Genomic DNA, 4451 nt, shown 5'->3' with positions numbered 1-4451 from the left:
CACGTTAGCATTGGTGATTTTATGCGCTAACATTTCCCTAGAGCCATCAACAGCAACAACTTCTTTTGCAAATGTGGCAAATCTACTGGCAAGTTCTCCCCTGCCACAACAAAGATCCAGTACTACTGAGTTTTTTGAAAGTGCTAATTTACGCGAAGCATCTACAAAAAAATCCTCAATATATGGCGGTCTAAACTTATAGAAATTAGCAATTCTTGAGTGGGAAGATATCGAATCAATAGATGGTTTGAATTTTGGATTATCGACGTCAACTATGGGCTTAGTCATTATAGTCAGCCTTGCCATTGAAAAACTTTGTACATAAGTCCCGCATCATCACTTCTTCATCGGCGGCAATGACCAAAACGGGTTTATTGCCAGTTTTGGCAATATGGGTTGCATGGCTGTTATTTAAACCCGCATCAATCGAAACCCCTAAAAACGCTAACGGTGCGCAGATTTTTTCGCGGATTTCAGCCGAGTGCTCTCCGATGCCAGCGGTGAATACTAGTGCATCTACTCCACCTGCTTTAGCCGCTAATGCACCGATAGCGCCGCGTACTTGCTGGCAGAAATACTCAACCGCAAATTTTGCAGCTGTAGATTGGCTTGCTAGTAAATCCTGCATATCACCGCTTTCACCTTCAGACAGTGCCAGTAGTCCCATTTGGTGAAATACCATGTCAGCTAATTGTTCAGGGTTGTAACGTTTTGCCAGTGCCAGCATTATGCCTGGGTCTAGGTCACCACTGCGTGTGCCCATTACAATACCGCCAGCCGGGGTGTAGCCCATAGTGGTATCGATAGATTTAAGATTTTCCATCAGACATAAACTGGCACCGCTGCCCAAGTGCGCTACGATGACTTTCTTGTAGGCAGTTTCACCAATAATACCCGGTAGTGTTTTAGCGATGTAAGCATAGTTGAGACCATGAAAACCAAATTTATGCATACCCAGTTCTTTGGCAATGGGTAGGCGCCTAGCAATTGCCGGCATGGTTGCATGAAAAGCTGTATCAAAACATGCAATCTGTGGCACATCAAACAGCTTGCGGCATATCTCCACGCCAAGCAAATTACTCGGTAGATGTAGCGGTGCCAGATGCGTTAGGTTGTTGAGTCTAAGGTGTTCGCTATCATCGATTAATCTTGCCGCATCAGCAACCTCACCGCCATGCACAAAACGGTGGGCGACTAGCGAAGGTTTATCAGCACATAAATCGCTCCGCAGTTTGTTAAATGCATTTTGCAAACTGTGCGATTTGTCATCACTAAGGTGCGGGTAATGAAAGTTTCGCCTCTGGCCATTATTCAGGAACAAGCTGGCTTTCAGGCTCGATGAGCCGCAATTGATAGTGAGGACGCTCAATATGGCCATGTCCAATCGCCAGCTTCGGGTAAATCCACGCCATGTTCATAGGCATATTGGCAGCATTCAATCTGCTTGTTACGCATTTGTTCTTTTACATGCGCACCCGCCACATGCAAGGCAGGAATATGGTCAATGACGCTCATTACCAAGCTGTAGCGGTCAATTTCGTTTTGAATGGCTAATTCCAGCGGCGTGTTGATGCTGCCTTTTTCTTTGTAGCCACGCACGTGCAGATTGCCGTGGTTTTTGCGCCTGTAAGTCATGCGGTGAATTAACCATGGATAACCGTGGAAATTAAAAATGACTGGTTTATCTAGGGTAAATAAACTATCAAAATCATCGTCAGACAAGCCATGCGGATGCACACAAGATGGCGTTAATTTATACAAATCCACCACGTTGATAAAGCGTACTTTCAGTAGCGGAAAATGTTCGCGCAGTAATACCGTTGCCGCCAGCGCTTCTTTGGTGGGAATGTCACCAGCGCAGGCCATCACCACGTCAGGCTCAGCGTTACCGTCGTTGCTCGCCCACTCCCAAATACCCAAACCTTTAGTGCAGTGTTTAACCGCGGCATCCATGTCCAAATATTGCAAATGTTTTTGTTTATCCGCCACAATCACATTGATGTAGTCGGTGCTTTTCAGGCAATGGTCGGCAATAGACAATAAGCAGTTTACATCGGGTGGCAGATAGATACGCGTGACTTCCGGGCTTTTATTCACCACCACATCCAAAAAACCTGGGTCTTGGTGAGTAAAGCCGTTGTGATCCTGCCGCCACACAGTGGAGGTAATCAGCAGATTAAGCGATGAAATCGGTGCGCGCCATGGCACAGCTTTGCTCATGGCTAACCATTTGGCGTGCTGGTTGAACATAGAGTCAATCACATGCACAAAAGCTTCATAAGTGGAGAAAAATCCATGTCGCCCGGTGAGCAGGTAGCCTTCTAGCCAGCCTTCCAAAGTGTGTTCGGACAGCATTTCCATCACGCGACCATCGGGCGACAATTCACCGCCGTCTGCATCTTCTGGCAAATAATCAGCCAGCCAGGTTTTTTTGCTTACTTCATACACGCTATCTAGCTTGTTGGACGTGTTCTCATCTGGGCCAAACACACGGAAGTTATGCATATTGTTTTGCATGATGTCGCGTAAAAACTCACCCAAGGCATGTGTGTTGCCGGCACTAATTTTGCCGGGAGAAGGCAATTTAGCAGCGTAATTACGATAATCCGGTATGCGTAGTTCTTTGCGAATTAACCCACCATTTGCAATGGGATTGGCGCTCATACGACGTGTGCCCTGCGGTGCCAGCGCTTTTAAATCTGCACGTAACTTTCCAGTGTCATCAAACAACTCTTCAGGTTGATAACTACGCAACCATGCTTCTAGTTGCGCCAGATGTTGTGGGTTGCCAATGACATTGCCCAGCGGCACTTGATGCGCACGCCAAAAGCCTTCTACTTTGCGGCCATCTACTTGTTTAGGGCCGGTCCAGCCTTTGGGCGAGCGTAAAATAATCATCGGCCAGCGCGGGCGCATAGGCTTGCCGCTAGTGCGCGCCTCTTGCTGCAAGCGGCGAATTTCCAACACGCATCGCTCCATGGTTTCCGCCATTTTGGCATGCATCTGCATCGGGTCGTCACCCTCTACAAAGTGTGGTGTCCAGCCGTAGCCTTGGAACAGCTGCTCCAGCTCTTGATGCGCGATGCGCGACAGCAGTGTTGGGTTATTGATTTTGTAACCGTTGAGATGCAGCACCGGCAACACTGCACCATCGCGGATTGGGTTTAAAAACTTGTTGGAATGCCACGAGGTTGCCAAGGGGCCGGTTTCAGATTCACCATCGCCCACCATCACCGTCACCAATAAGTCAGGGTTATCATAAGCGGCACCAAATGCATGTGAGACGCTGTAACCTAATTCACCGCCTTCATGGATAGAGCCTGGCATCTCTGGTGTGCAGTGGCTGCCAATGCCGCCGGGGAATGAAAACTCTTTAAAAAAGTTGCGCATACCCGCTTCGTCTTCACCTTTGTTTGGGTAAACTTCGCTGTAAGTGCCTTCAAGATAAATGGGTGCCAGCATGCCGGGTGCACCGTGGCCGGGGCCAGCTAGAAAGATCGCATTCAGATCATATTTGTTGATAAGGCGATTCAGGTGCACATAAGTAAAAGCCAAGCCAGGGCTAGCGCCCCAGTGTCCAAGCAAACGTTTTTTAATATGCGCTTCGCTCAACGGCTGTTTTAGTAATGGATTGTCGCGCAGGTAAATCATTCCCGCAGCAAGATAGCAACAGGCGCGCCAATAGGCGTTGATATTTTCGAGCGCTGACGGCGACAGTTTGCTCACTTCTGCATTCATGATGACAATCTCCGGATTTACTTCAGTGTTATAAACAGTTAGGTTTACTTTACACGCAGCGACACTAGCATCAGTTGATTAAAGTCATATTACATGGTGTTTAGGTGCTAGCTATAGTTGCTTGGTTGTTTGAGAAAAACTGGGCTGATATCCACGCTGCCGCTAGCGTGGCCTAATAAAATCTGACCATCTTGAATAGTGCCGCTAATTTCCATGCCGCGCGCAGCAATATCTGCAATTTCTTGCGTATCAGCTAAATTAATTACGGTGAGATTGTGCAGTTTCAGCAGTGCCTTACTATTGTTGTCCCACCACATGTCTGCCACGCGGCCACCATAAAGCACCACCACGACTTGCGCTGAACGTCCGCAGGCTTTGCGCACTTCACGTTCATCCGGCAAGCCTACGTCTATCCATAATTGAATCGCGCCAGTTAAATCTTTTTGCCATAAATCCGGCTCTTCATCATCGCTCAAGCCTTTGCCAAAAGTTAAACTTTCATTCGCGTAAAGCATGAAGGCAATCAGGCGTACCATGAGGCGCTCGTCTGTTTCTGACGGGTGGCGTGCCAAAGTTAAATTATGATTGGCGTAATAATGCCGATCCATGTCCGCGATTTGCAGGTCGATTTTGTAGATAGTGGATTTGATAGCCATGCGTTTGAAATTAAGTCTGTAAATTTGCTTAATGCATTATACGCATAAGCATGCCCG

Annotated in this window: 4 protein-coding genes; all 4 read right to left on the bottom strand. The window is 47.6% G+C overall.

Annotated elements, in window-relative coordinates; genetic code table 11:
- Window positions 1-288: class I SAM-dependent methyltransferase (locus B7Y67_RS11345; protein ID WP_293598736.1), on the bottom strand; the 288-nt coding region annotated here is incomplete at its 3' end.
- A complete protein-coding gene (locus B7Y67_RS11340; RefSeq protein ID WP_293598735.1) occupies window positions 281-1378 on the bottom strand; it encodes an acetate kinase in 1098 nt (365 codons plus the stop codon). The genes B7Y67_RS11345 and B7Y67_RS11340, both read right to left, overlap by 8 nt.
- Window positions 1366-3738: a phosphoketolase gene (locus B7Y67_RS11335; protein ID WP_293598734.1), complete on the bottom strand. Its 2373-nt coding sequence runs from the start codon at window positions 3736-3738 to the stop codon at window positions 1366-1368. The genes B7Y67_RS11340 and B7Y67_RS11335 overlap by 13 nt, the downstream gene beginning before the upstream one ends.
- A 107-nt stretch (window positions 3739-3845) precedes the next feature.
- Entirely contained in the window at window positions 3846-4394 is a 549-nt protein-coding gene (locus tag B7Y67_RS11330; RefSeq protein ID WP_293598733.1) for a YaeQ family protein, read from the bottom strand.
- Window positions 4395-4451: the final 57 nt, after the last annotated feature.

This window comes from Polynucleobacter sp. 35-46-11, from assembly GCF_002281105.1.
Note: the sequence above shows the minus strand (reverse complement) of the source record. Positions and strands in the feature narration are given on the sequence as shown.

Bases quoted from the DNA above. Each gene is read 5' to 3' on its own strand.
- B7Y67_RS11330 (WP_293598733.1), bottom strand. From the start codon at position 4,394: ATGGCTATCAAATCCACTATCTACAAAATCGACCTGCAAATCGCGGAC.
- B7Y67_RS11340 (WP_293598735.1), bottom strand. From the start codon at position 1,378: ATGGCCATATTGAGCGTCCTCACTATCAATTGCGGCTCATCGAGCCTG.
- B7Y67_RS11335 (WP_293598734.1), bottom strand. From the start codon at position 3,738: ATGAATGCAGAAGTGAGCAAACTGTCGCCGTCAGCGCTCGAAAATATC.